The sequence below is a fragment of the Brevundimonas sp. AC546 genome (genome assembly GCF_979258305.1).
Window position 1 is genome coordinate 2,251,052 of sequence record NZ_OZ409849.1, and the last position, 25,828, is coordinate 2,276,879.

At 68.2% G+C, this 25,828-nt stretch carries 13 protein-coding genes and 1 tRNA gene; 4 read left to right on the forward strand and 10 right to left on the reverse strand.

Features of this window, described 5'->3' with window-relative positions:
* Positions 1-33: 33 nt before the first annotated feature.
* Entirely contained in the window at positions 34-2,886 is a 2,853-nt protein-coding gene (locus ACZZZD_RS11150; RefSeq protein WP_463435040.1) for a M16 family metallopeptidase, read from the reverse strand.
* 195 nt (positions 2,887-3,081) lie between these two features.
* On the opposite strand from ACZZZD_RS11150, the gene ACZZZD_RS11155 reads away from it, so the two are divergent.
* The gene (locus ACZZZD_RS11155) at positions 3,082-4,320 is read left to right on the forward strand and encodes an argininosuccinate synthase (RefSeq protein ID WP_463435042.1); all 1,239 of its coding nucleotides are present in this window, start codon (positions 3,082-3,084) and stop codon (positions 4,318-4,320) included.
* Here the strand turns inward: ACZZZD_RS11155 and ACZZZD_RS11160 are convergent.
* From ACZZZD_RS11160 to ACZZZD_RS11170, 3 genes are read right to left on the reverse strand one after another with little or no spacing between them, the layout of a single operon-like run.
* On the reverse strand, positions 4,317-5,618 hold the full coding sequence (locus ACZZZD_RS11160) for a PQQ-dependent sugar dehydrogenase (protein WP_463435044.1): 1,302 nt from the start codon (positions 5,616-5,618) through the stop codon (positions 4,317-4,319). The genes ACZZZD_RS11155 and ACZZZD_RS11160 overlap by 4 nt on opposite strands.
* 44 nt (positions 5,619-5,662) lie before the next feature.
* On the reverse strand, positions 5,663-6,982 hold the full coding sequence (locus ACZZZD_RS11165) for an acetyl-CoA hydrolase/transferase family protein (protein WP_463435046.1): 1,320 nt from the start codon (positions 6,980-6,982) through the stop codon (positions 5,663-5,665).
* A gap of 56 nt (positions 6,983-7,038) precedes the next feature.
* Positions 7,039-7,821 carry a phosphatase PAP2 family protein gene (locus ACZZZD_RS11170; RefSeq protein ID WP_463435048.1) on the reverse strand — a complete coding sequence of 261 codons (783 nt, stop codon included), beginning with the start codon at positions 7,819-7,821 and terminating at the stop codon, positions 7,039-7,041.
* A gap of 274 nt (positions 7,822-8,095) precedes the next feature.
* Here ACZZZD_RS11170 and ACZZZD_RS11175 point away from each other — a divergent pair, with 274 nt between their 5' ends.
* Positions 8,096-9,985 carry a ribonucleoside-diphosphate reductase subunit alpha gene (locus ACZZZD_RS11175; RefSeq protein ID WP_463435050.1) on the forward strand — a complete coding sequence of 630 codons (1,890 nt, stop codon included), beginning with the start codon at positions 8,096-8,098 and terminating at the stop codon, positions 9,983-9,985.
* A 170-nt stretch (positions 9,986-10,155) separates the two neighbouring features.
* The gene (locus ACZZZD_RS11180; RefSeq protein WP_463435051.1) at positions 10,156-11,013 is read left to right on the forward strand and encodes a lipid A-modifier LpxR family protein; all 858 of its coding nucleotides are present in this window, start codon (positions 10,156-10,158) and stop codon (positions 11,011-11,013) included.
* 4 nt (positions 11,014-11,017) lie between these two features.
* Here ACZZZD_RS11180 and ACZZZD_RS11185 read toward each other — a convergent pair whose 3' ends face one another.
* Positions 11,018-12,766 (reverse strand): gamma-glutamyltransferase family protein, encoded by a 1,749-nt coding sequence (locus tag ACZZZD_RS11185; protein ID WP_463435053.1) that lies wholly within the window; start codon positions 12,764-12,766, stop codon positions 11,018-11,020.
* Positions 12,767-12,911: 145 nt separating this feature from the next.
* Between ACZZZD_RS11185 and ACZZZD_RS11190 the strand changes: the two genes are divergently transcribed.
* A tRNA-Arg gene (locus ACZZZD_RS11190) sits at positions 12,912-12,988 on the forward strand.
* Positions 12,989-13,429: 441 nt separating this feature from the next.
* Here ACZZZD_RS11190 and ACZZZD_RS11195 read toward each other — a convergent pair.
* The 5 genes from ACZZZD_RS11195 to ACZZZD_RS11215 form a co-directional block, all read right to left on the reverse strand.
* Entirely contained in the window at positions 13,430-17,899 is a 4,470-nt protein-coding gene (locus ACZZZD_RS11195) for a YadA-like family protein (protein ID WP_463435054.1), read from the reverse strand.
* A gap of 123 nt (positions 17,900-18,022) precedes the next feature.
* Complete coding sequence (locus tag ACZZZD_RS11200; protein WP_463435055.1) at positions 18,023-19,771, reverse strand: PAS domain-containing protein; 1,749 nt, start codon at positions 19,769-19,771, stop codon at positions 18,023-18,025.
* A 377-nt stretch (positions 19,772-20,148) separates the two neighbouring features.
* Positions 20,149-23,376, reverse strand: coding sequence for an efflux RND transporter permease subunit (locus ACZZZD_RS11205; protein WP_463435056.1), 3,228 nt, complete (start codon positions 23,374-23,376; stop codon positions 20,149-20,151).
* Positions 23,377-23,388: 12 nt separating this feature from the next.
* On the reverse strand, positions 23,389-24,306 hold the full coding sequence (locus ACZZZD_RS11210) for an efflux RND transporter periplasmic adaptor subunit (protein WP_463435057.1): 918 nt from the start codon (positions 24,304-24,306) through the stop codon (positions 23,389-23,391).
* Positions 24,307-24,569: 263 nt separating this feature from the next.
* Positions 24,570-25,823: a TolC family protein gene (locus ACZZZD_RS11215; protein WP_463435059.1), complete on the reverse strand. Its 1,254-nt coding sequence runs from the start codon at positions 25,821-25,823 to the stop codon at positions 24,570-24,572.
* Between the last annotated feature and the right edge of the window lie 5 nt (positions 25,824-25,828).

Below are 25,828 nucleotides of genomic sequence, written 5' to 3' on the forward strand. Positions count from 1 at the left end.
TCCGGGCCTTCGTCGTTCTGAACTGTCGTCGCCCTACTGGACGGCGCCGGCCGCCGAGCGGACCTCGACGGGGATGCCCAGGGCGTCCAGTTGAGGCTTGACCACCGAGGCGTCGCCGACGACCACCCAGACGAACTTGGACGGGTCGATCGCGGCCTTGGCTGCGGCGTCCAGTTGGGTCGCCGTCAGAGCGTTGGTGCGGGCGGCGATGGTCTCAGGATAGTCGTCCGGGCGACCCAGCAGGTCGTTGGAGCGCAGGGCGCCCAGGACGGCCGCCGAGGTCTCGTAGCTGCCGGCCAAGCGGCGGGTGTTGCCGTTGATCGTCCGCTCCAGCTCGGCGGGCGTGACGCCCTTGCCGCCCGACAGGAAGTCGTTGAACTGAAGGTTCAGGGCTTCGATGGCGGGGCCGGTCTTGTCGGCCTGGACCGGGGCGGTGACCAGATAGGGCACGCGTCCGGCGAAACCGGCGACCGAGGCGTTGACGCCGTAGGACCAGCTCTTGGTCTCGCGCAGGTCGGAGTTGATGCGCGACAGGAAGTCGTTGCCCAGCACATTGTTCGCTGCGTTCAGCACCAGCAGGTCGTCGCTGCCCGAGGCCGCCAGAACCTCGCCGCCCATGATGTAGGATTGGGGGGATTGCGGACGGTCGATCAGGACGATCTTGGGCGTCGCGGCCGGGATCGGGGCCGAGAAGTCCTTGACCGGCTTGGCCGATGCGGGCGGGACCCACTGGCCGAAGCTGGCGTCCAGGATCGGCGTGATCTCGCTCAGCGGCCGATCCGAGACGACGAATATCTTGGCGTTGTCGGGTCGGATCCATTTGGCGTAGTCGGCGCGGATGTCGGCCTCGGTGATGGCCTTGACGCTGGTCTCATCGCCGTTTCCGCTGAACGGACGGCCGTAGGGGCTGGCCGCGCCATAGATCAGTTCTGGCAGGGCGCGGCTGGCCAGGGCGGCCGGCTGGGTGCGCTCTGCGGCGATGCGCGACAGGCGGGTGGCGCGCAGACGCTCCAGCTCCGCCGAGGCGAAGGCCGGGCTCTTGACCACCTCGGCCAGCAGGGCGACCGACGGCTGCAGGTTCGGCGTGACGGCGGACAGCTGCACGACCGAGCGATCCATGGTCGCGCCGGTGGTGATGCTGGCGCCCAGCGCCTCCTGGGCCTCGGCCAGTTGCGTTGCGTTCAGGGTGCGGGTGCCCTCGTCCATCAGGTCCAGCATCAGGGTTTGCAGGCCCAGTTTCGCCCGGTCGTCGGAGGCGAGGCCGGCGTCGAAGTCGATGGCGATCTTGGTGGCGGGCACGGCGTCGCGCTGGGCGTAGATCACCTCCATGCCGTTCGACAGGCGGGTGCGCTCCACGGCGGGGAAGTCGACGTTGGCGACCTGGCCGATCTCGGGCCTGGCCATGCGGGCGACGCGCTGGATTTCCGGCGCCGGCGTGTGGTTGGCGCCCGAAGGGGCCGCGGCCGCCTCGGCATAGGCTTCGCGCTCGCCCACCAGCGTCGTCAGCGTATAGGCCGGACGGGTCAGCCACTTCTGCATCGCCGCCTGGACCTGGGCCGGCGTCACCGCCGCATAGGCGGCCAGCTCCTCCTTGTAGTGTTCCGGATCGCCGGCATAGAGCTGGCCTTCCGCCAGGGCCGTGGCCTTGCCGCCGAAGCCGCCGACCTGTTCCAGCCCTTGGATGCGACGCGAGGCGTATTGGGTCACGACGCGGTTGATTTCGTCCTGCGTCGGGCCGTTGGCGATCAGGCCGTTCAGGATTTCGCGCGTGCGGGCCTCGACGGCGGCCGGGTCTTCGCCGGGCTTCACCATCGCGCTGATCTCGAAGATGCCGATGCGGTGATAGGCGCCGTTCGAGGCGCTGACCGAGACGGCGCTCTGATCGCCACGCACCAGCTCATTGTCCAGACGTGAAGACGCCAGACCGCCGAGCACCGAGGCGCCGACGCTGAGCGGCACCGAGTCCGCGTCCAGCATGCCGGGAACGACCCAGCTGATCTCGACCTGGGCGTTGGAGACGCGGTCGTGCGTCGTCTCGTTGACCGGCGCGGACAGGGTCGGGACCGGCGCCTGGGCGGGATTGTTCACCGGACCCTTGGCGATCGGGCCGAAATATTTCTCGGTCAGTTCGCGCGCCTTGGCGGGCGTGATGTCGCCGGCCAGAACCAGCACCGAGTTGTTGGGGCCGTAGTTGGAGGTGAACCAGTCGCGCACCGTCTGCATCGACGCCGCATCCAGGTCGGCCATAGAGCCGATGGTCGAGTGGCGATAGGGGTGGCCTTCGGGGAACAGGGCCTCCAGCTGCTTGTACTGGTTCAGGCCATAGGGCTGGTTGTCGCCCTGGCGCTTCTCGTTCTGGACCACGCCGCGCTGCAGATCGAGCGTCTCCTGGCTGATGGCGCCGAGCATGTAGCCCATGCGGTCGCTTTCCATGAACAGGGCCTGTTCCAGCGCCGGAGTCGGGACCGTCTCGAAATAGTTGGTGCGGTCGAACCAGGTCGTCCCGTTCATGTCCGTCGCGCCCATGTTGCGCATCGGCGTGAAATAGCTGCCCGGCGCATTCTCGGATCCGCCGAACATCAGGTGTTCGAACAGGTGGGCGAAGCCGGTCTTGCCGGCCGGCTCGTCCTTGGAGCCGACATTGTACCAGACGGACACGGCGACGACCGGGGCCTTGTGGTCCTCGTGGACCAGGACCGTCAGGCCGTTATCCAGGGTGAACTTGGTGTAGGGAATGTCGACTTCGGCGACCAGATCGGCGACCGGCGCAGCCTGGACGGCGGGTGCAGCCGCCTGAGCGGCCGGGGCGGGCGCGACAGAGGCCCAGACAGGGGTTGAAACCGCCAGAAGGGCGGCGGCGGCGACGAGAGAGCCGGTGCGGCGCATGCGAGATCCTCAGGATTGCAGTTGGTTCGGACCATAACGCGGGTCGATGCGCTGGCAACGCGACGGAATGAAACATGACCAAAGGTTCATGTTCACCAGGCTGAGCCGTGGAAAAGGTTGCATCGCGGGACCCCCGGTCTTATGCGCGCGTCAACTCCCCGATCCTTGCGCCACCTTGTTACTGAGAGAGCCGCCATGTCCGCCCCCGCCGACAAGCCCATCAAGAAGGTCGTCCTCGCCTATTCGGGCGGTCTGGACACCTCGATCATCCTGAAGTGGCTGCAGACCGAATATAACGCCGAGGTCGTGACCTTCACCGCCGACCTGGGCCAGGGCGAGGAGCTTGGCCCGGCGCGCGAGAAGGCGCTGAAGCTGGGCATCAAGCCCGAGAACATCTTCATCGACGACCTGCGCGAGGAGTTCGTGCGCGACTTCGTCTTCCCGATGTTCCGCGCCAATGCGCAGTACGAAGGCGACTATCTGCTGGGCACCTCCATCGCCCGCCCGCTGATCTCCAAGCGCCAGATCGAGATCGCGCGTCAGGTCGGCGCCGACGCCGTCTGTCACGGCGCCACCGGCAAGGGCAACGACCAGGTCCGGTTCGAGCTGGGCTATTATGCGCTGGAGCCCGACATCCGCGTCATCGCCCCCTGGCGCGAGTGGGAGTTCCGCAGCCGCGAGGCCCTGCTGGACTTCGCCGAGAAGAACCAGATCCCGATCTCCAAGGACAAGCGCGGCGAGGCGCCCTTCAGCGTCGACGCCAACCTTCTGCACTCCTCGTCCGAGGGCAAGGTGCTGGAAGACCCGGCGGTCGAGGCCCCCGAGTTCGTCCACCAACGCACCATCTCGCCGGAGGACGCACCGGATGTGGCCACGGTCATCGAGATCGGTTTCGAAAAGGGCGACGCCGTCTCCATCAACGGCGAGGCCATGTCGCCCGCCACCATCCTGACCGCCCTGAACCAGTACGGCCACGACAACGGCATCGGCCGTCTGGACCTGGTCGAGAACCGTTTCGTCGGCATGAAGTCGCGCGGCGTCTACGAGACCCCCGGCGGCACCATACTGATCGCGGCGCACCGAGGCATTGAAAGCATCACCCTGGACGGCGGCTCCATGCACCTGAAGGACCAGCTGATGCCGAAATACGCAGAGTTGATCTACAACGGCTTCTGGTTCTCGCCCGAGCGCGAGATGCTTCAGGCCGCCATCGACCTCAGCCAGGAAAAGGTCTCCGGCACGGTCAAGGTCAAGCTCTACAAGGGCAATGTCAGCGTCATCGGCCGCGAAAGCCCCCACAGCCTGTACGACCAGGACCTGGTGACCTTCGAGGAAGGCGTCCAGGCCTATGACCACAAGGACGCCGCCGGCTTCATCAAGCTGAACGCCCTTCGCCTGCGCGTCCTGGCCAAGCGCGACGCCCGCAAGAGCTAGGGCGTCATATCGGCCCGGGCGATCCTCAGGATCGCCCGGTTGCGGTCGTCCGTGACCCATATCGAGCCGTCGGCGGCGACCGCCAGGACCACCGGCGCGCCGCGCGGCTGACGGCCGGCGACCGTGTCCCATCCGGGCGTCAGCACCTTGCCGCGCACGCTGGGCGCCCCGGCCGGATAGGTCAGGGAGCCGCGCGGATAGATGGCGTAGCGGCCGCCCCGGTCCGTCAGGGGGCGGCCTTGCGCGTCGGTCTCGGCCGCCACGATCCGCCCGCCTGCGCGGCGATAGCCGTGCCAGCTCATCAGCAGCCGGCCGCGCAGTTCGGGGAACATCGCCCCCTCGTAATAGATCAGGTCCAGCGGCGCGGCGTGCGGCGGCAGCAGGGCCCGCGGTCCGTCGCGCTCTGTGCACCGCGCCTGGGCTGCGCTCCAGCCGGGCAGGGGCGTCGCCAGGTCCACGCAATAGGGCCAGCCGTAATGGCCGCCCTGACGCAGCACATTGATCTCGTCATAGGGATGGTCGGGCGTGGTCAGATCGACCGAGTTCTCGCCTTGCAGAATGGTCCCCGACGGGTGCCTTGCCAGGGCGATGGAGTTGCGCAGGCCCGAGGCGAAGACTGTGCTGTCTTCGGCCCACCGGCCGTTCCCCAGATAGGCGTGACGCCGCACCTGGGCCGTCGCGGCGCTGTCGGCGCAGGCTCCCGAAGCATCGGTTCGCGCCCGGCCTCTGGCGTCTACGCAGCGGTCGCTGGGCGCGCCGACGTTGACCAGCAGGTCGCCGTTCCCGTCAAACACGAAGCTGGACAGGGGATGGCGATTGGCGTGCAGCCGGTTGTCCGGCAGGTCGCCGATCACCGTCCGCACCGTCGTCGCCGGATCGGCTGCGTCGGGATCCAGCGTCAGGATCCGGTTCATCTCGGACACATAGAGGCGCCCGTCCGGGCCGCGCGCCGCCGTGTGCGGCATGTTGAGGCCCTGGGCCAGCCGTCGCCAGCGCGGCGCGCCGTTCGGTCCGAACGACAGCCGCCAGATCGCGCCGTTGCCCGGATACCAGTTGCCCAGGTCCGTCACCAACCAGTCGCCGCCGGAAAGCGCCAACAGGCCGCGCGGCATCCGTGGCCCATCCGCGCCCGATCCCTGCCACACCAGCCCCAGGCAATAGCCGGGCGCCATCCGCACGCCGGTCATGGGCCGGCCGCCGCAGTCCCCCTGTGTCGCATAGGCGCCCTGGGCCGCGCTGGCGCTGACGGGCGCGGCGACGAGAAGGGCGAGCAGGGCCAGCAGGCGGACGGTCTTCATGGGCGTAGAAGTCCTGACGGGCGGCCGAAGATCAAGCCGTCACGTCAGATCAGGCCCTGCTCCCGCGCCGCCGCCGTCAGCCCGTCGCGAAACTCGGGCGCGGCCAGGGCGATCAGGGCGCGGGCGCGTTCGCTGGACGACTTGCCCTTCAGATTGGTCCAGCCGTGTTCGGTGGCGACGATGTGAGTGTCGTTGCGCGGCGTGGTGACCGGCCCGTCCAGCCGCGCGACGATGCGCGACGCGGTCCCCTTCGCCGCCGTGGCGTGACAGGCGATGATCGACTTGCCGCCTTCGGAGCCGTAAGCGCCGCGCACGAAGTCCAGCTGACCGCCGGCGGCGGTGAATTGACGCCCGTTCAGGAACTCCGAACAGCAGGCGCCGGTCAGATCGACCTGAAGCGTGGCGTTGACCGAGATCATCTTTGCATTGCGCGCGATCACGGCCGGGTCGTTCACATAGGAGACGGGGTGGGCCTCCATCCCGCGATTGCCGTCCAGGAATTCATAGGTGTTGAGGTCGCCCATCGAGAAGGCGAAGACGCCCACGCCGGGATGCAGGGTCTTGCGGGCATGGTTGGCGACCCCGGCCTGCATCAGTTCGACCAGGCCCGGCGTCAGCATCTCGGTATGGACGCCGAGGTCACGGTGGTCCTTCAGGGCGTCGCAGACGGCGTTGGGCAGGGCGCCGATCCCCATCTGCAGCGTCGCCCCGTCCTCTACCAGGTCGGCGATGATCCGGCCGATGATCAGGTCCGCCGGCTGGGGTTCGGCGCGCGGCACGACCAGCAGGGGCGCGGCATGTTCGACGATGCCGGCGACCTTCGACACATGGACGGTGCAGTCGCCGAACACGCGCGGCATGTGCGGATTGACCTCGACGATCACGGTCTTCGCCGTCTGCGACACCGGCTTGGAATAGTCGGTGTTGGTCCCGAACGAGAAGAAGCCGTCCGCATCCATCGGCGACACGGTGCAGACCAGGGTGTCGACCCCGACCTCGTCGCACAGCAGCCGAGGCGACTGTTGAAAGCCGGTGGGGATGAACTGGACGGGATTGGGCCGCCCCTCCTCGAAGGCGCGCTGTTCCAGCCGCCGTTCGATGGCGCTGTGGAACAGGCTCCAGGGCCGGATCCGGTCCATCAGTTCGTAGCGCAGCACCGTGTCGCCCGCGATGGCGGTGCTGAGCAGATAGTAGAGATTGACGTCCTCCACCTCGCCCCGCTCCGCCCGCTCGGCCAGGGCCTTCAGCAGGGCCGGCGGCTGGGACACGCCCAGGCCCATGGCGACCTTGGCGCCCGAGGCGATCAGGGCGGCGGCCTGATCGGGGGTCTTCAGGCGTTCGGCGTATTGGGCGGCGTGGTCCATGGCTCATCTCTCGCGGCGTCGAGCCAGACTAGCCCGTCGCGGACAGGACTGCGGGCCTAGACTTTGGTCGGGGCGATCGTCGTCTCGACCTCGATCGGCGACGGCTCGTCCTGCAGCGGCGCGCGGCGGCGCTTCTGCCAGCGCGCCACGCCATAGGCGATCAGCCACAGGGCCATGGCCCAGGCCGCACCGACGGCCCAGCCGGCGAAGACGTCGGTGGCCCAGTGGGCGCCCAGATAGATGCGGGTCAGTCCGACCAGCAGGGCCATCAGGATTCCCACTCCCAGTACGAAGACCTTGAACCGCTCGCGCGGGAAGGCGCGCGTCAGCATGACGGCGACGGTCAGATAGAAGACGGTGGACAGCAGGGCGTGACCCGACGGGAAGCTGGCGTTGATCGTCTCCACCGCCTGCATGGCGGCAGGCGGCCGGGCGCGCTCGAACACGGCTTTCAGCCCTTCCGAGAGCGCGACGCCCCCCGCCAGGCCCACGACCAGCATCAGCGACGACAGCCATTTCCTCTGGCTCAGCAGGAAGACGATCACGATCAGGGCGAACAGGCCCAGCACGGATATGCCGCCCAGAGAGGTGAGGTCGGCCGCCGCCTCCTTCAGCCACCATGGTCCCCACGGCCGGCCGGGATCGTCGGCGTATGGCCGCATCAGCGCCAGGATATGATGGTCGAAGGCGATGCCGTCCGCTTCGGTCATGTCGTCGGCCAGTTCGACGAAGGTCAGCACGCCGCCGGCGACGACGAAGAGGGCGGCAAGCGCCGCGATCTCCGTGCGGGCGACCGTCAGGACGCGTATCAAAAAGGGACGGATATTGGACTGGGTCATGGACGGCCCAAACGGCCAAGCTCGCCCTATGTTCCGATCACGCGTTCGTGATCGCGTTGTCGCGTGAACGCAAAGGGGCCGTGCTGGCTTGCGCACTGGCTTTTCCCCAGGCCTGCGCGACTTGTCCAAGCGATTCGCCCACTAAGTGTCCGTCAAGCCCGTTGACGGGTCATTAGGCATATGCGCCCTATATGTGGGCTCGGGGAGCGCAGAGGCCACAAGATGATGTGGTTACGGCGCAGGTGGCTCTAGGCTTTTTCTGTTCAGGACGCGGATGACCATGGCTGGCGGCGAGGCATTGAAGACGACGGAATTCCAAGGTGTTGCGGGAACGCAGACGCCTGAACGCCCCCACCTGACGGTGGTGAAATCGGTCCAGGTGGACCGGTCGCGCGACGACCTGCTGACCGATTTCGGCAAGAAGACCCTGGAAGACCGCTACCTGCTGGCCGGCGAGAGCTATCAGGACATGTTCGCCCGCGTCTCGACCGCCTTCTCGGACGACCCCGAACACGCCCAGCGTCTTTATGACTATATGAGCCGCCTGTGGTTCATGCCGGCGACCCCGGTCCTGTCGAACGGCGGCGCCGATCGCGGCCTGCCCATCTCCTGCTTCCTGAACGCCGTGGGCGACAGCCTTGAGGGCATCCAGAACGTCTGGAACGAGAACGTCTCGCTGGCCTCGAACGGCGGCGGCATCGGCACCTACTGGGGCGGCGTCCGCTCCATCGGCGAGAAGGTGAAGGGCGCGGGCAAGACCTCGGGCATCATCCCCTTCATCCGCGTGATGGACAGCCTGACCCTGGCGATTTCGCAAGGGTCCCTGCGTCGCGGCTCGGCCGCCGTCTATCTCGACATCCACCACCCCGAGATCGAGGAATTCCTCGAAATCCGCAAACCATCGGGCGACTTCAACCGCAAGTCCCTGAACCTGCACCACGGCATCAACATCACCGACGAGTTCATGGAGGCGGTGAAGGTCGGCGCGACCTTCGACCTGAAGTCGCCCAAGAACGGCGAGGTCATGAAGACCGTCGACGCCCGTTCGCTGTGGACCAAGCTGCTCGACATCCGGATGCAGACCGGCGAGCCCTATATGATCTTCTCCGACACGGTGAACCGCCAGATGGCGCCGCACCAGCGCGACCTGGGCCTGAAGGTCAAACAGTCCAACCTGTGCGCCGAGATCATGCTGCACACCGGCCGCGACCACCTGGGCGTGGACCGGACCGCCGTCTGCTGCCTGTCGTCGGTCAACGCCGAGACCTTCCTGGAATGGCGCGAGGAGCCGCGCTTCGTCGAGGATCTGATGCGCTTCCTGGACAACGTCCTGGAGGACTTCATCCGCCGCGCCCCGCCCGCCATGGCCGCCGCCGTCTATTCGGCCAAGCGCGAGCGTTCGGTCGGCCTCGGCCTCATGGGCTTCCACTCCTTCTTGCAGGGTCAGGGCGTCGCCTTCGAAAGCGCCATGGCCAAGTCGTGGAACATGCGGCTGTTCAAGCATCTGCGTCGCGAGGCCGACAAGGCCAGCCGCCTGCTGGCCGAAGAGAAGGGTCCCTGCCTGGACGCCGAGGAACGCGGCGTCATGGAGCGGTTCAGCCACAAGCTGGCCATCGCCCCGACCGCCTCGATCTCGATCATCTGCGGCGGCACGTCCGCCGGCATCGAGCCGATCCCGGCCAACATCTACACGCACAAGACCCTGTCGGGCTCGTTCGCGGTCAAGAACCCCTATCTGGAGCGCCTGCTCGACGAGAAGGGGATCAATACCGAGGCTGTCTGGAACTCGATCCTGGAACAGGAAGGCTCGGTCCAGCACATCGACGCCCTGAACGAGGACGAGAAGGGCATCTTCAAGACCGCCTTCGAGCTGGACCAGCGCTGGGTGGTCGAACTGGCCGCCGACCGTGCGCCGGAAATCTGCCAGGCCCAGTCGCTGAACCTGTTCATCCCGGGCGACGTCAACAAGTGGGACCTGCACATGCTGCATTGGTCCGCCTGGGAACGTGGCGTGAAGTCGCTGTACTATCTGCGCTCCAAGTCGGTGCAGCGCGCCGCCTTCGCCGGCGCCGAGGACAAGGTCGAGGCGGTTCTGGATCCGAACCAGCCCGATCTCTTCTCCATGCCCAAGACCGATTACGACGAGTGCCTGGCCTGCCAGTAAGGCCTCAGCACTGAAGACCTCGAAGGGCTCCGCGACAGCGGGGCCCTTTTCTATTCGGGAACCAGCGCCGGTCGTCCCCGTTGAAAAGCGACGAAACCATGTCGAAAACCTGTTGGACTCCTGCGCCGGGTGGTTGCAGTGTGAGTTCAGCGGATCGGTGGGGAGACCGGATGCGTTTGAAGGCCTACCTGATTGGAGCGACCGGCGTATTGGCGACAGCCTGCGCCAACGCCGCCTGTGCGCAGACCTGGGCCCCCAACGCCTTCGACGCTGCGCCGGACGCGACCGTCACCGCCCGCCTGACCGACCAGACCAGCTTCCGCGTCGCGCCCGACGCCCGTTTCGGCCCCGAGATCGAAATCCCGACCGCCTTCCGTCCCGAGGACGGATCGGGCCTGTCCGCCACCACCCGACGCGACGTCTGGATCGACCGCACCGACTTCACCGACCGCGTCACGCTGGAGACCGCAGGGCGGCTGCGTCGCGCCGACGGCTCACCGTTGCCGGTCACCCCGGTGGACCGGGCTGAACTGGACCCGGACGCCTATGACCTGCGCTATGTGCGCGGCTTCCGGGCCGCGCGCGGCCATACGGCTTCGGGTCTGGAAGTCAGCCTGACGCCCCATGCCGGCCTGGGCGTCGGCAGCGAGGGCCGCTCGGCCGAGGCCGGCGTGACCCTCAAGATCGGCGAGGGGCTGGACCGTCTGGCGCCCAACGGCCGCGAGCGGTTCGGCGAACGGCCGCGGTGGTATCTGTACGCCGCAGGCTCGGGCCGCGCCGTGGGCTACAACTTCGCCCGCACGCGAGACGGCGATTACACGCGCTCAGGCTATACCCAAGACAAGGGCAGCTTCCTCGGCGACGCCTCGATCGGCGTGGCCTATCGCAAGGGCGACATGCAGACCTCCTTTGGCGTCGTCTATCGCGAGATCGACGCCGGTAAGGGCCTGCGCGGCATGAACGGCCTTGATACCGACGTCAGTGAAGGGCTGCTGGCCTTCCAGCTGTCGATCCGCCCCGGCCGCTAAGCCTTTAGCGAACCTCCGAAACCGCCACCCCTTCGCGACGCGGATCAGCCCCCGCATCCCAACGACCATCGCGCCAGATCGCGCCATGCAGCCCTGAGGTCTCGGTGGCGTTGGGCTGAAGCCGCATGCCCGCCGCGCCCAGAGCGTCGCGGATGTCCGACGCGATCATGTCGGTGTCGGCCCCGACCATATCGCCCCGCACCACCAGATTGGGCAGGGCGATGGCGTCCTGCATCGACAGGCCCCAATCCATCGTCCCGACCAGCGCCTTGGCCACATAAGCCAGGATGCTGGACCCGCCCGGCGACCCAATGGCCCCGACCAGACGGCCCTGCCGATCCAGGATCAGCACCGGCGTCATCGACGAGCGCGGCCGCTTGCCCGCCGCCACCGCATTGGCGGCGGGGTGATCGTCTTCGCTGGGCGTGAACGAGAAATCCGTCAGCTGGTTGTTCAGGAAGAAGCCGCCGACCATCCGACCGTTGCCGAAGATGCTCTCCACCGTCGTGGTCATGCTGACCGCATTCCCCCAGGCATCGACCACGACCATGTGCGAGGTGCCGCCCGGCTCGGCCGTCTGGTCGATCCCGCGCGGCGGCGACCCCGTCGGCGCGCCCGCCTCCACCGGTCCATCGACCTGAGGCGCAAGGGCCGCACGGGCGGCGACATAGTCGGGATCCAGCAGGCCCGCGATAGGCACGCCGACGAAGTCGTTGTCGCCCACATAACGGTCCCGGTCGGCATACATCAGCCGCTGCAAGCGCCCGAATGCGACCCAGGCTTCAGGGCTCGCCGCACCCTTATCCAGATCCGGCGTCTCCTCCGCCAAGCCCAGGAACTGCAGCAAGGCGACCCCGCTGGATGGCGGCGGCGGCACGCAGATCACATAGGCCTGATAGGGCCTGCACAGGGCGTCACGACGCAGTGGACGATAGCCGGCGATGTCCGCCTCGGTCAGACCGCCGGGACGCGGCCCCTCGCGCACGGTCGTGGCGATCTCGCGCCCGATCGCGCCGCCATAAATGATCCCCGGCCCGTCCTGCGCCAATCGCTCGACCGTGGCGGCGTAGGCCGGGTTCTTCAGCGTGTCGCCCGCCTGATACCGCGTCCCATCCGGCTTGGTGAAATAGCTGGTCGCCCAGTGGGTCCGCGCTTGAGGCGCCCGTCCATTGATCATGCCGGCCAGACGCGGGCTGACCGTGAACCCGTCGCGCGCCAACCGCTCGGCGTCGCCGAACAGGTCGCCCCACGCCAGCTTTCCGTGATCCTTCTGCGCCATGGCCAGCATCGCCACCGCTCCAGGCGCTCCAGTTGACCGCCCCGACAGAACCGCGTCGATGAAGGGCAGCGGCTTGCCGTCCTCATAGAACAGCTCGGGCGTCGCCGAAGCTGGCGCCGTCTCGCGCCCGTCATAGGCCGTCACCGTCCCGGTCCCGGCGTCATAGCTCATCAGAAAGGCCCCGCCGCCCAGGCCCGACGATTGCGGCTCCACCAGCCCCAGCACCGCCTGGATCGCCACCGCCGCATCCACCGCCGACCCGCCGCGCCGCAACACCTTCATCCCCGCCTCGACCGCCAGCGGATTGGCCGCCGTCACGAACGGCCCCCGAGCCGACGCCGACGCCGACGCCGACGACGAAGCCGGAGCGCCTGCTATGCCTTCGGGTGTCGCCGCTTGCATCCCTGTCGTCTGACACCCCGCCAGGACGACGGGCACGAGCAGGGCGGCGATCTGACGACGAAAGGAGCGCATGACATATCCGGGGAGGCGAGAGCGTCCCAAAGGCCTAATCCGTCCCGCGCGCCGCGCCAACCGCTCTATCTGCGCAAAACTGCATTCCCCCGCTTGCGTCCGCCCGATCCCCGAGCTAAAGACCCGCCCTCGCCGCAAGGCAGCCGCACCCGTAGCTCAGCTGGATAGAGCACCAGACTACGAATCTGGGGGTCGGGCGTTCGAATCGCTCCGGGTGCGCCATTTCCTCTTTTCATACAGTATGCTGTTGGCCGACTGACTTGGACGGCTGTCGCGTGTGTCTGTAACCGGCTATCGCAGCTGTCTTTTAAGTCACTGGCTTAAGCGCTCAATTCTAACCTAGTCCAGTCTGGGGGTCACTCGGGCGCGCCTAGACGTGGACATGCGAACCCTCGTCGATAAGTCCGACCGCCCGGCGGCGGATCGGACTCAAGGGCTACGCTTGATGGTCGGTGTCTTCGGCCGATCGATAGCTGACGGCCTTGGCAGGAAGCGCGGCGAGACCAGCAGCGTCAGCAAGGTCGCCGTCACACGGTCACTCGGCGGACGCTCTTCCGAGGCGGGAGAAAAGGACCGCGCCTCTGGCGCGATGCACGCCCCCTTGGCGGGCGCCACCGCAGGATGGCGACTAGGGGGAGGACAGACAGGCCTCCCCATGTCGGGTCAGAAGCGCCAGCCGACGCCGGCGTTGGCGCCGACATGGTTCTGAGTGTCGAAGGTGGCGCCGGCCCGGAAGACCATGGAGCCGTCGCCCAGGGCGCGAGAGAAGCCCATCGCCATGGCCGACTGCCCTTCGTAGGTGCCGTAGCCGACCGCGAACATCGACTTGCCGCGTTCCGCGATCTGCGGCATCCCGGCGGCGGCCAGGGCGCCCGCCGTGCCGGCGAAGGCCAGCTTGCGCACTTCCTGAAGGTTGTAGTTCACCGCCGCCATGCGCAGATCGGTGTAGGTGTTCGACTGTTCGACCGCCGCGTTCATGCTTTCGCGCAGCTGCATCACATTGACCGCATCGGTGTCGGCCACGCCGGCCGCGACGTTGCTGACCGTGACCGCAGGTCCGTCGCTGCGCCCAAGAACGACCCGCGTCTGGCCCGCGTCGGCGTACTGCAGCGAGTTCTGTCCGAGGGCCAGGGCGGTGTCCGCCGTGGTCTGGGCGGTGACGACCGCCTCGTTGGTCTGGAACAGTTGGGCGCCGTTGACCGCCTGGGTCGAGGTCTCGCTGACTTCGCCGGCGGCCACATTGTTCAGCGTCACCGGGGCCGCAGCGTTGCCGCCCTGGAAGGTGATGCTGTTGGTGCGCGCGCCATCGGCGTCGGTGTCATATTGCACGGCGTTGGTCGCAGCGAAGGCGAGTTCGTAAATCTGACCGCCATTGACGGCGTCCGTCGAGCCGGCGGCGATGAGGCCGTCCGCGACATTGTGCAGGCCGACCGCGCCACCGCTGGCGCCGACCAGGGTGAGGTCATCGGAGCGAACGCCACCGTTCGGGGTCGTGGGGTCGCCGGCGTCGCTGTACTGCACCGGTCCCACGCCGCCGTTGGCGATATTGGTTGTCAGGGTGGTGATCGCCGTCGTGTTCTGGGCCACCTGGGTGTTGGTGGCGAACAGCTGCGATCCGTTGACCGCGTCGGAGGAGGTCGCGCTGACGTCGCCCGCCGCCACATTGGTGATCGTCGTGCCGTCTGCGCCTGCCAGGGTAAGGGTGTCGCCCGACGGATCGTCATAGGCCACAGCCGTGTCGGCGATGGCGTCGATGCGGTCCGATACGCCCTGAAGCTGGGCGACGTTGACGGCGTCGGTGGCCGCCGTGCCCGCCGCGACATGCGTCAGCTGACGTTCTGCGCCGGCGGCGCCGACAGAGACCGATCCCGCCGAAGTCTGCAGCGCCGCCAGGCCGAGCGCCGCATAATCGGCCTGGGCCGCGCGATCGGCGATGCTGCCGGCGCCGAGGGCGACGCTGTTGTCGGCGACGGCCTGGGCCTCGGGCCCGACGGCGGCGGCGTCCTGGCCCTGCGCTGTCGCGGGGCCCCGGTTGGAGTTGACGGCCAGATAGACGCTGGGGCCGCCGCCCAGCGGTGTGGCCGACAGGGCGTTGAGGAAGGCCTGGATGCTGGCGTATTCGACACCCTGATAGGTGAGGGCGACGTCCAGGGTGTTGGTCGCAGGATCGAAGGCCGTGTCCCCGCCGAAGCCGGCGGCCGCGCTCTGGCCGAAGGCGAAGACCTGGGCGCCGTTGACGGCGTCGCTCGACCCGGCGCCGATCAGGCCAGCGGCGACATTGTGCAGGCCGACGGGACCGGCGAGGGCGCCAACGAGGGTTACGTCGTTAGTGGCGACGCCGCCGTTCGGCGTCGTCGGGTCCGCAGCATCGGAATACTGGACCACGCCGATTGCGCCATTGTTCAGATTGTTGGTGATGGTGGTGATGTCGGTAGTGTTGGTGACGATATCGGCGGTGTTGTCGGCCACCTGGGTGTTGGTGGCGAACAGCTGGGCGCCATTGACCGCCTCGGTGGAGGCCGCGCTCAGATCGCCCGCCGCCACATTGCTGAGGGTGGTGCCGGCGGCTCCGGCCAGCGTCAGCGTGTCCGACGTCGCATCATCATAGGTGACCGCCAGGGCGGAGAGATCGGCGAAGTCCGCGATCGCATCCGTGTTCAGCGCCACCTGGGTGTTGGTGGCGAACAGCTGCGATCCGTTCACCGCCTCAGTCGAGGCGGCGCTCAGGTCTCCGGCCGCGACATTGGCGAGCACCGTGCCATCGACGCCGGCCAGGGTCACGCGGCCTGCCAGCAGGTCGTCGTACATGACAGCCGTGTCGGACAGGGCGCCGAGGTCGTCGCCGAGGTTTGTGATGGCGGTGGTGTTGGTCGAGACCTGGGTGTTGGTGGCGAACAGCTGGGCGCCGTTGACCGCCTCAGTGGAGGCGGCGCTCAGGTCTCCGGCCGCGACATTGGCGAGCACCGTGCCATCGACGCCGGCCAGGGTCACGCGGCCCGCCAGGAGATCGTCGTACATGACGGCCGTGTCGGACAGGGCGCCGAGGTCGTCACCGAGATTGGTGATGGCGGTGGTGTTGGTCGAGACCTGGGTGTTGGTGGCGAACAGCTGGGCGCCGTTGACCGCCTCAGTGGAGGCGGCGCTCAGGTCTCCGGCCGCGACATTGGCGAGCACCGTGCCATCGATGCCGGCCAGGGTCACGCGCCCCGCCAGCAGGTCGTCGTACATGACAGCCGTGTCGGACAGGGCGCCGAGGTCGTCACCGAGATTGGTGATGGCGGTGGTGTTGGTCGAGACCTGGGTGTTGGTGGCAAACAGCTGGGCGCCGTTGACCGCCTCGGTCGAGGCGGCGCTCAGGTCGCCGGCCGCCACATTGGCCAGTACCGTACCGTCCACGCCGGCGAGCGTGGCCCGGCCCGCCAGGACGTCGTCATACTGGACCGCGATCTGCGAGAGGTCTTCCAAATCCGTGCCGAGTTCGTCGATCGCATCGACGCTGGCGGCGACCTGGGTGTTGGTGGCAAACAGCTGGGCGCCGTTCACGGCCTCGGTTGAGGTGTCGCTCAGCTCGCCCGCCGCCACATTGCCGATCACCGTGCCCCCGACGCCGGCCAGGGTCAGGCTGGTTGCTGTCGGATCGTCATAGGCGACGGCGATGTCCGCCAGCGCCTGGACGTCGTCGGACACCCCCTGCAACTGACCCACGTTGACGGCGTCGGTCGCCGCCGAACCGGCGGCCACATTGGTCAGTTGGCGTTCGGCCCCGACGGCGCCGATGGACACTTCGCCGACTGCGGTCTGAAGGGTGTCGAGGCCGAGCGCCGCATAGTCGGCCGCGCCGCCGCGATCAGCCGTGCTTCCGGCGCCGAGAGCGACGCTGTTGTCGGCCGAGGCCGACGCGGCGGGGCCAACGGCGGTGGAGTCCGCGCCGGTCGCAAGCGCCCCGCCGAGGGCGGAGTTCACGGCCAGGAAGGGGGTGCCGCCGCCAGGACCGGCGACGACGGCGTCCAGCGCCTCCTGAACGCTGTCGTAGACGACGCCGTCATAGGTCAGGCCGATGTCGATCGTGCTGGTCGTCGGATCGAAGGCCGTGCTGCCGCCGATCTCGGACGCCAGGCTCGAGCCCAGGCCGAACAGCTGGGCGCCGTTGACGGCGTCCGTCGAACCTGGGGCGAGGCCGCCGGCCGCAAGATTGGTGATCAGGGTGCCGGTCGCGCCGCCCAGGGTCAGGGTGGCGGCGGTGTCGTCGTCATAGGTGACGGCCAGCGCCGCCAGGGCGTCTATGCCCGTGGCCACCGTCTGCAGCTGGCTCACGTTGACGGCGTCGGTCGCGGCCGAGCCGGCGGCGACATTGGTCAGTTGGCGCTCCGCCCCGGCCGCGCCGAAGGATACTTCGCCGACGGAGTTCTGAGGATCGACGACGCCGATCGGGGAATAGCCCGTCTGGGCGCCGCGAAGCGCGGTGCTGCCCGCGCCGAGCGCAAGGCTGTTGGCGACCGCCGCCGAGGCGTCGGCGCCAAGGGCGATCGAGCCGGCGGCGCCGCCCAGAACTTCGGCGTCGCGTCCCAGGGCCAGGGCGTCCGCCGAGGTGGCGGCCGTCGCAGCGCCATTGCCGAAGGCGATGGAGTTGGCCTCGCCCGCCGTCGCGATCGCGCCGCCCGAACCGAGACCCGTGATCTGATTGCCGCCGATGGCGATGCCCGCTTCTTCCGCGAGGGTGAAGCCGTCGGCCTGGTTGACGCAGGCGTTGTCGGGATCGACCACGCCGCCGTTCACATCGAGCACCTGAAGGGTGATGTCCTCGCCGTTCGCCGCATCGCTCAACAGATCATCGGCCCCGACATCCACGTCAGGAATCAGAATACCCAGTAGGCCGTCGAGAATGTTCTCGAGGGGCGTGACCACCCCGGTGATCACCGGTCCCACGATGTCGGTCACCACCGAGCGAGGCAGGGCCACGCCCGTACAGACATTGACCAGGCTCGTCTGAGCGCGCGCCCGTTCCGGCGCCGCCAGCATCCCGAAGGGAACGAAGGTTCCGACCATATAGACGAGCGCGACAAGCAGCCGTGTCGCCCGCGTCGTTCCCGACGAGGCTTGGACGCGGCGGGTGCGGGTTTGCGGTGCGTGCATCAGTGTCCTCCCAGCGGGGAGGCGTGGGGCGCCTCCCGATCGGAAAGGCTAATGCGGCGCTGGACACAATCGTGACGCGATTGCGGCCCCCTGGGGCCCGCGCAGGGGACCTACTTTCGGCGCCTAGGAACGGCGCGCGAGTATGGCGGTTTGCAGGGTGAAAAGGTCAGACGCCTGGCTGACCGCCTTCAGGCCGAGCTTGTCCAGGGCCTTGCTGCGATGGAAGTCCACGGTCCGGGGACTGAGGCCGAGGGCCCGTCCGATGGTCTTGGACGTACCGCCCGCGACGGCCTGTTCGAGAATGTCCCGTTCGCGCTCGGACAGGCGGCTCAACTGATCCCTGGTGTCAATACCTGTTAGGGCGTTGTCATTGACTTGATTGAGATATTCGACGCTTTCGCGCACCGCCCTGGCCTTGGCGACATCTTCCGCATCGTAGGACAGCAGGTCGCTCACCCCTGCGCGGTGAAGCGCCATGATCTCGCGGGGAGAGGCCACCGGATCGCCCAGTACGACTACGGGAAGCCCGGGGAGGTCCCGCGCGAAGACCTCGGCGGCATGGAGGATGTCCGGGACGGTCGAGTCCGAGCAATAGACCGACGCGCTGGCCGCGCCGCGACCCAGACCGGACTGGGAGAGATCCGCAACCACCCGAACGCGGAAGCCGTCGCGCTCGAGGGCGAGGCGCATGCTGCAACCCCGACGCGCGGCGTCGATCATGATCACCTCCGCCGGAACGACGGCCCGGATGCGGGATTCACCCATCAGTCGGCTGATGGAGCCGTCCGGTTCGACGATGGGATAGGCGGTCTCCTCGATCGACAGGATGTCGCCGACGCGGTTGCGCGCGCGATAGGCCGCGCCGCCCTGTCGGCCGGACATGAGACTTTCGAACGCATGGCGCAGGGCTGGGCGATCGTCCTCGACGAGCGCATTGAGCAGGTCGTCCCAGCTGACCGCCTGATCGGGCCCGCTGCTCGGCCAGCCCGAGGCGCCCCCGGCGTTCATGTATCGCCGGGACCAATCCGCCGGGTCGGCGATCCACAGCAGACGGCGCTCGGCCGAGTGCGAGGGGCCCGCTGCATTCAGGACCTCGAGCGCCGCCGCATGCCACTCGAACAGTTCGCCCGCCTCATTGTATTGCGGAAGGGCGCGGACGACGAACCATCGGAAATACCCGCCGGCGTCGCGCAGCCGATGGCGGTTCTCGAACGGCTTGGACAAGGCGACGGACCGCCCCCATTCCGCCAGCACCCGCTCCCGGTCACAGGGATGGAGCCAACCGGACCAGCCATGATCGCGCGCCTCTTTCAGCCCAAGGCCGAGATAGTCCTGGCATCGCGGGTTCATCCAGCGGATGGCCCCTCGCGCGTCGAGGCGCCAAAGGAAGGCGGGCGTCAGCTCCGCCATGGACTCCAGCGTCGCCTCCGCCGTCGCCAGGCGGGCGCGCAGCCGTCGCTCCTCCGTGGCGTCGCGCAGGACGCAGAGGACCGCGCAGACCCGGCCTTCGCGGGCGACCGGCGAGACGGCGGCGTTGACCCAGGTCTCCTGCGCGCCTTCAACCCGATCGACTTGCAGGTGAAGCCCCTCCGCCGTCGTGGCCTCTCCGGCCCAGGCCGCTGCAAGGGCGGTTGAGAGCTGGGTCGAGAGCGACGGGGCGAGATCGGCCAGGGCGCCGCCCTGGGATGCGGAAGGCGGCAGAGCGAGCTGGCGGCAGGCCTCGTTGAAGTAGGTCGCCGATCCGCTGCCCACGATGACGAGGGTCGGAAACGCCTGTCTCAGCATCGATTCAACGGCCTGTATCAGCCAGTCGACATCGCCCTCGGCGCACGATCCCTCGGCCTGATCTGCGCCCGCGAGGCCCTGCGCCATCGCATTCAACATGCTCTTTTGCTCCCACAGCTCCTCTGCGACCTTCGTCTAAACGCAACTCCCGGTAAACCGTGCATTTATCGGACGTAACGAAAAGTCCGATTCTTTCAGAAGCTTAACCGTTACGGCGCGCGCGCCGGTTGGGCTTGAGGGGAGGCTCACGCCGCGCCGGTCGTGACAGGCGTCGGTCGATCATCGTGTATGGAGCGGGCGTCGACGCCCTCGTTGGGTCCGGGCGTCAGAGCTGTCGCGACAGCGAAACGAAGATTCGCCTCCAACCCAGTTCAATCGCGGGGTCCCTCAGGTGCGCCTAGGCTTAGACATGCGAACCTTCCTCGATAAGCCCGACCCGCCCGGCGGCGGATCGGACTCAAGGGCTAGGCTGGATGGTCGATGTCTTCAGCCGATCGATGGCTGACGGCCCTGGCCGCGAAGGTGGGCAGGACCAGAAGCGTCAGCACGGTCGCCGTCAGCAAGCCGCCGATCACGACGGTGGCCAGGGGTTTCTGCACTTCGGCCCCCGCGCCATGGGCCAGCGCCATGGGGATGAATCCGACGATGGCGACGAGCGCCGTGGTTAGCACGGCTCGCAAGCGGCTGAACGCCCCCTCTATCGCCGCTTCATGTGGGTCGATGCCGGCCTGGAGCCGTTCTCGGATGGCCTGCATCAGCACCAGCCCGTTCAGCGTCGCGACCCCGGACACGGCGATGAAGCCCACCGCCGCCGACACCGAAAAGGGCATGCCGCGCAGCACTAGGGCCAGGACCCCGCCGATCAGGGCCAACGGCACGCAGGCGAACACCAGACCGGCCTCCGCGAAAGAGCCCAACGCCATGAACAGCAGCACCCCGATCAGGACGAAGACGATCGGGATGACCAGACCCAGGCGCTGCTCGGCCCGCTTCAGGTTCTCGAACTGGCCGCCCCAGTCGAGGCGGACGCCGGGGGGCAGGACGATCTCGCCGACCTTGCTTTGGGCGCCGGTGACGAACCCGCCCAGATCGCGGCCCCGGACATTGGCCTGGACCACCATCCGCCTGGAGCCGTCATTGCGGCTGATCTGGTTGGGACCTTCGGCGATCTCGATGCGCGCCACCGAGGACAAGGGCACGACGGTTCCGTTAGACGACACGATCGGCAGCGCCGCGAGGCTCGCCGGATCGTTGCGGGCCGCGTCGGGCAGGCGGACCACGACGTCGAAGCGACGGTCGCCCTCGAAGATGCGGCCTGCTTCCGCGCCCCCGATGGCGGCCGAGACCGTCTCCGAAATGTCGGCGGCGGACAGGCCGTAGTTGGCCGCCGCAAACCGGTCGATGCCGATGGTCAGGGTCGGCAGGCCCGACGCCTGTTCGACCCGGACGTCCGCCGAACCCGTCGTCTCGCGAAGAGCTGTCGCCACCTGATCCGCCACCCTCTGCAGGGTTTCGAAGTCGTCACCGTAGACCAGCACGGCCAGGTCGGTGCGGACGCCTGAGATCAGTTCGTTGAAGCGCAGTTCGATCGGCTGGCTGAACTCGAAACTATTACCGATCTGCTGGCCGGCGACCGCTTCCAGTCGTTCGAGCAGCGCTTCCTTTTCCAGCCTGGGGTCTGGCCAGTCCTTGCGGTCCTTCAGCACGATGACGCTGTCGGAGATGTTGGGTGGCATCGGATCGACCGCCGCCTCCGCCGTCCCGGTCCGCGAGAACATGGTCTCCACCTCGGGCTGGGCCGAGATCGCCCGCTCCAGGTTCATCTGCATGATCAATGACTGCTCCAGCGAAGCCGACGGAACCCTCAGCGCCTGCATGGCGATGTCGCCCTCGTCCAGGGTCGGGATGAACTCCCGGCCCAGGGTGGTGAAGGCGACGCCGCCGACCACCAGCGCCGCCACCACTGAGACGACCACGATACGGGCGTTGCCGACCGCCGCGCGGATGGCCGGTTCGATCCAGCGGCGAGCGAACCGCAGGATGAAGGTCTCATGCTCCTCTGCGCGGCCGTCCTTGCCGACATGAACGGTCTTCGGATCGCGGACCAGAAGCGCCGTCATCGCCGGCACGAAGGTGAAGGAGAAGATGAAGGCCCCGACCAAGGCTAGCATGACCGTCGCCCCCATGGGCACGAAGGTTTTGCCCTCGACGCCTTCAAGCATCAGCAAGGGTGTGAAGACGAGGAGGATGATCAACTGGCCGAAGGCTGCAGGCTTGACCATCTGCCGCGCGGACTGGACGGCGACGTCGAGACGCTCGCGGCGGGTCAACATCCGACCGAGCGACGCCCGCCGCTGCGTGAACAGCAGCAGGGTGTTCTCGATTACGACGACCCCGCCGTCGACCATCAAGCCGAAGTCGAGAGCGCCCAGGCTCATCAGGTTTCCGCTGATACCGAACCGGTTCATGCCTATGACGGCGAACAGGAAGCTGAGGGGGATCATCAGGGCGGTTATCGAGGCCGCGCGGATGTTCCCGAGCAACAGGAACAGCACCACGATGACCAGGAGGGCGCCCTCGATCAGGTTGCGCGCCACGGTCTGGATGGTCGAGTTGACCAGGGCGCTGCGGTCCAGAACCGTCACCGCCTCGATGCCGGCCGGCAGGGTCGGGCGAATCTCGTCGAGACGCTCGCCCGCTCCTTGCGCGACCGTGCGGCTGTTGCCGCCGGCGATCATCAGGGCGGTGCCGAGAACCGCCTCGTGCCCGTCACGGCTCGCGCCGCCGAGACGAGGCGACTGACCGATCTCGATTGTCGCCACATCCGCGACCCGGACGACCAAACCGCCGCGATTGACGACAGGCGCCTGGGCCAGGTCCTCAATGGTCGAGGCCAGGGCGTCTGTGCGCACGGTCAGGGCTTCCCCGGCCCGCTGGACATAGCCGGCGCCGGCCTGGGTGTTGGCCCGGTCCAGCGCGGTAACAAGATCGCCGAGGCTCAGCCCATAGGCGGAGAGCCGAGAGGCGTCAGGCCGAACCGCGTATTCCTTCACATAGCCGCCCACGGTATCGACGCCGGCCAGACCCGGCGCCGTCCGCATCTGCGGTGCGACGATCCAGTCCTGAACGGTGCGGAGGTAGGTGGCGCGCGTCTGCGGCGTGGTCAGCAGATCGCCTTCAGGGGTCAGATAGCCGCCCCCGGCCTGCCATCCCGGCTGGCCCGGTTTGGCGAGGTTGGCGGTGGTGAAAGGCTTGTAGTCGATCGTCCACATCAGGACTTCGCCCAGGCCCGTCGTGATCGGCGACAGGTTGGGCTCGACGCCTTCGGGCAGGCTTTCGCGCGCCTGCGCCATCCGCTCGGCAACCTGCTGGCGGGCGAAGTAGATGTCGGTCTGGTCGGTGAAGATGACGGTGATCTGGCTGAATCCGTTGCGGCTCAGCGACCGGGTCGAGGTCAGGCCGGGAATGCCGGCCATCGCCGTTTCGAGCGGATAGGTGACCTGTCGTTCGATCTGTTCGGGCGCCAGCGCCGGGGCGACGGTGGTGATCTGGACCTGCCGGTTGGTGATGTCCGGCACGGCGTCGATGGGAAGCTTCGTCAGTTCGATCAGACCTAGGGCGGCGACGAGCGCCGTGACCAGGACCACGAACCAACGGAAGCGGACGGAGACTTCGATGAGGGCTTTGAACATGACCAATCCCTCCTAGTGACCGTGCTCGGCTTCGCCCTTGGCGAGTTCGGACTTGAGCAGGAAGGCGTTCGATCCGGCGATCCGGTCGGTCGCGGTCAGGCCGCTCAGGATTTCCGTTCGCCCGGCGGCCTGACGGCCAACGAGGACCGGCGCGGCCCGGAAGCCCGTCGCCGTGCGGACGAAGACCACATTGGCGCCTTCGACAGTCTGCACCGCCTCGGACGGGACTGTCATGCCGCTGACGGCTTCGCCTGTGACCACGGCGCCCGTGACCGCCGACCCCGCCGGAGGAAGGCGTGATCCGGTCGGATGGGCGCGGATGACCGCCGCGCGCCCCTCGGCCCCCGCGCCCGGAGCGACGCCGGTGACCTGGGCCTCGAACTCCCCGGCCGGTCCCTGAATCCGCATCGTGGAGCCTGCCCGGACCTGGGCTGCGAGAGCGGGGGGCGCGTTGAATACCATCTCGACCCGCGACGGGTTGGTCACCTCGGCGATGACGCCGCCCTGGGCGGCGAAGCCTCCGGGTCCGACCTGCACGCTGGTGACCACCCCGGCGATCGGGCTGGAGACGTTGACGCGACCCGACGCATTGGGCGCGCCCGACGCCGAAGCGCGAGCACGTGCGGCGCGGGCGGCCGCCTCGGCGGCGAGGGCCTGCGCATGAGCGACCTCAGCGTCGCGACGGGCGACCACGCCTTGATTGGCGAGGCTCTCCTCGCGCGCGTGGGCCTGCTGGGCCGCGACGGCGTTGGCCTGGGCCGCATCGGCATCGGCGCGCAGGCTGGCCGCGTCGCCGCTGACCAGAACCGCCAGGGCCTGACCGGCACGGACCGACTGGCCGGGGGCGACCAGCACGCGTTCGACGCGACCACCGACCAAGGCGGATACAGCGGCGCGGGCGTCGACCATAGGTTCGACGCGGCCGGACAAGAGGGTCTCGCCTCCGCCCCCACCGGCCACTGAGACGATATCGATGCCAGCGGCGCTAATCTGGGCATCACTCAAAACGACTGTCCCTTCGGGCGCGCCTGCTTCCTCCACCGCATGCTCTCCCTCTTCGACATGTTCGCCTTGAGCGGATGCAGCGGCCGGAGCCGGGTCACGGCTGAGGGCAAACCAGCTCCCACCGGCGGCGATGATCACGACGGCTGCCCCGGCCATCAGCCAGGTTCTGTTGATCTTCGAGGGGCGCTTCATTGTGACGTTCCAAACGGGGCGCGGCCTTGCAGGCGCGCGAGGTATATTTCAGCCCGGACCCGCTGGAGGCGGGCGTCCACGGCGGTGTTGCGGGCGGAGATGAGGGCGGCGCGGGATGACCGCAGTTCCAGTTGAGAGATACGGCCGGCTTCGAACCCGATGCGCGAAAGCCGATAAGCTTCCTCGCCGGCAGTGACCCCGGCGTCGGCGGCCGAGACCCGACTGGCCGAGGCCCGAAGACGCGCCTGGGCCGCATTGCGGTCGGCCTCGGCGTCCTGCCGGGCGCTCATCAGCCGGGCGTCTGCGGCCCGAAAGTCGGCCTGTGCCGCCTCGATATTCCCCCGGTTCCTGTCGAACAACGGCAGGGGCAGGCTCAAGCCGAAGGTCAGGGCCGTCGCGTCCTCCGCCTCGTATCGGCGAACGCCGACCGAAGCCGTGACGTCCGGCGCGGCGCGCACCCGCTCGACAGCGATGCGGCTTTCGGCCGCCGCGCGTTCGGCCTCCGCGACCCGCACCTGCGGTGTTGCCGACGCAGGCGTCCCGGCGCTCGCCGGCGTGCGGTCGATCAGGCTGGTCTCGATCGAGGTCAGCGGCGCGGGCGACATGGCGACGGCGGTCAGGCGGGCGAAGGCGGCGTCACGTTCGGCCTCGGCCTCGTCGAGCGCGGCGCGGGCGGCGGCGGCTTCGGTCTCTCCCTGGATGCCCCGGAGCATCGGCTCGCGACCCTCCTCGACCAGGATGAGAGCAGCGCGCGTGTCGGCGATCGTGAGCGCACGCGCCTCGTCCGCGAGGTCGTAGCGGCGTTGCGCGGCTTCCGCCTCGGCATAGACAAGCGCAAGACGCGCGGCGGCTTCGACCGTCGCCTGGTCTCGTCGAAGAGACGCCGTGCCGGCGTCGGCGCGTGCCACACTGACACGGGCGCTGCGACGGCCCCACAGTTCCAGGTCCTGGCTGAACGACAGGGTGGTCTCGGCATTGTCGTAGCCATTGAAGGGGCCGCTGCCGAAGGCGTTTTCGGCTTCAAGGCCGAGGGTTGGATTGGGCCGCACCTGCGCTTGTCGGACCCGCGCCTCGGCCGCGTCCAACAGGGCGTCGGCTTCGACGGCGGAGGGCGTAAGCCCGATCTGGTCGAGCAGGGTTTCGAACGCAGGCGCGGGGTCGGCCCACGTCGGGCCGGCGAGGAGGGCCGCGAAGGCGGCCCACGCGCAGCCGACCGCAAAATGCGGCGGCCGGCGATGAAGGGATGTCATGTTTC

Bases quoted from the DNA above. Each gene is read 5' to 3' on its own strand.
- ACZZZD_RS11150 (WP_463435040.1), bottom strand. From the start codon at position 2,886: ATGCGCCGCACCGGCTCTCTCGTCGCCGCCGCCGCCCTTCTGGCGGTT.
- ACZZZD_RS11155 (WP_463435042.1), top strand. From the start codon at position 3,082: ATGTCCGCCCCCGCCGACAAGCCCATCAAGAAGGTCGTCCTCGCCTAT.
- ACZZZD_RS11160 (WP_463435044.1), bottom strand. From the start codon at position 5,618: ATGAAGACCGTCCGCCTGCTGGCCCTGCTCGCCCTTCTCGTCGCCGCG.
- ACZZZD_RS11165 (WP_463435046.1), bottom strand. From the start codon at position 6,982: ATGGACCACGCCGCCCAATACGCCGAACGCCTGAAGACCCCCGATCAG.
- ACZZZD_RS11170 (WP_463435048.1), bottom strand. From the start codon at position 7,821: ATGACCCAGTCCAATATCCGTCCCTTTTTGATACGCGTCCTGACGGTC.
- ACZZZD_RS11175 (WP_463435050.1), top strand. From the start codon at position 8,096: ATGACCATGGCTGGCGGCGAGGCATTGAAGACGACGGAATTCCAAGGT.
- ACZZZD_RS11180 (WP_463435051.1), top strand. From the start codon at position 10,156: ATGCGTTTGAAGGCCTACCTGATTGGAGCGACCGGCGTATTGGCGACA.
- ACZZZD_RS11185 (WP_463435053.1), bottom strand. From the start codon at position 12,766: ATGCGCTCCTTTCGTCGTCAGATCGCCGCCCTGCTCGTGCCCGTCGTC.
- ACZZZD_RS11195 (WP_463435054.1), bottom strand. From the start codon at position 17,899: ATGCACGCACCGCAAACCCGCACCCGCCGCGTCCAAGCCTCGTCGGGA.
- ACZZZD_RS11200 (WP_463435055.1), bottom strand. From the start codon at position 19,771: ATGGCGCAGGGCCTCGCGGGCGCAGATCAGGCCGAGGGATCGTGCGCC.
- ACZZZD_RS11205 (WP_463435056.1), bottom strand. From the start codon at position 23,376: ATGTTCAAAGCCCTCATCGAAGTCTCCGTCCGCTTCCGTTGGTTCGTG.
- ACZZZD_RS11215 (WP_463435059.1), bottom strand. From the start codon at position 25,823: ATGACATCCCTTCATCGCCGGCCGCCGCATTTTGCGGTCGGCTGCGCG.